The organism is Streptomyces cellostaticus (genome assembly GCF_023630175.1).
GTDB classification, from domain to species: Bacteria; Actinomycetota; Actinomycetes; order Streptomycetales; family Streptomycetaceae; genus Streptomyces; species Streptomyces cellostaticus_A.
On sequence record NZ_JALLIN010000123.1, the window covers coordinates 1 to 1431 of the forward strand.

Below are 1431 nucleotides of genomic sequence, written 5' to 3' on the forward strand. Positions count from 1 at the left end.
AGGGTGGCGGTGGTGACGCACGCCTGGCCTTCGGCGTCCAGTGGCACCGTCTCGTCGAGTCCGCCGGGTGCGGTGAAGGTGACGGTTCCGGTGGGGGTGCCGCTGCCAGGTGCGACGGCGGTGACCGTCGCGCACACGGTCACGGACTGGCCGCACACCGAGGTAGCCGGGTCCACCGACACCGAGACGCTGCTGTCCGCGTGGTCGACTGTCACGTCGACGCTCTCGGTGGAGCCCAGGAAACAGGGGTCTCCGCCGTAGACGGCGGTCACGGTGCCGCTCTCGAGCGCGAGGGTGGCGACGCACGCGGTGCCGTCGGCGCCCAGTGCCACCGTCTCGTTGAGTCCGCCGGGTGCGGTGAAGGTCACCGAGCCCGAGGGGGTGCCGCTGCCGGGTGCGACGGCGATGACGGTGGCGCACACGGTGACGGGCTCGCCGCACACGGACGGGTTCGGGTCGACCGTCACCGACACCGCGCTGGCCGCCCGGTTCACCGTCGCGTCGAAGACGGTGTCCGAGCCGGCGAAGCATCCGTCGCCGTTGTAGGTGGCCAGGTAGGTGCCACCGGCGAGGCTGCTGGTGATCAGGCATACCGTTCCGTCCGAGGCCACGGGGACCGTCACGTCCAGTTCACCGGGGCCGGTGAAGGTGACGGTTCCGGTGGGGGTGCCGGTGCCGGGTGCGACGGCGGTGACGGTGGCGCACACGGTGACGGGCTCGCCGCACACGGACGGGTTCGGGGCGACCGCCACCGACACCGCGCTCATGGCCCGATTGACCGTCACGCTCGTCGTGCCGGACGACGGCAGGAAGCAGCCGTCTCCACTGTAGGAGGCGCTGACCGGGCGGTAGCCGTTGCCGAGGCTGTCGGTGGTCAGGCATGCCGTGCCCTGGGCGTCCAGCATGACGATCTGGGTGCTGCCGTCGGGCAGGAGGAAGGTGACGGTTCCGGTGGGGGTGCCGGTGCCGGGTGCGACGGCGGTGACGGTGGCGCACACGGTCACGGACTGGCCGCACACGGAGGGGTTCGGGTCGACCGTCACCGACACCGCGCTCATGGCCCGATTGACCGTCACGTCCGTCGTGCCGGACGACGGCAGGAAGCAGCCGTCACCCGTGTAGGAGACGCTGACCGTACCGGTCTCCAGCGCGGTCGTCGTAGCGCAGGCGGTGCCGTCGGTGCCCAGTGGCACCGTCTCGTTGAGTCCGCCGGGTGCGGTGAAGGTCACCGAGCCCGAGGGGGTGCCGGTGCCGGGTGCGACGGCGGTGACGGTGGCGCACACGGTGACCGTCTCGCCGCACACGGAGGGGTCCGGGGCGACCGCCACCGACACCGCGCTCCTGGCCGGATTGACGCCCACGTCCGCCGTGCCCGTGGAGGTGGTGAAGCAGTCGTCGCCGTTGTAGACGGCGGTGACGGTGCCGGTCTGG

General features: G+C 72.0%; 1 protein-coding gene. It reads right to left on the reverse strand.

The annotated features are described in order from the left end of the window. On the reverse strand, positions 1-1431 hold a 1431-nt coding region (locus MXD57_RS31245; protein WP_250405582.1), incomplete at both ends, for an Ig-like domain repeat protein.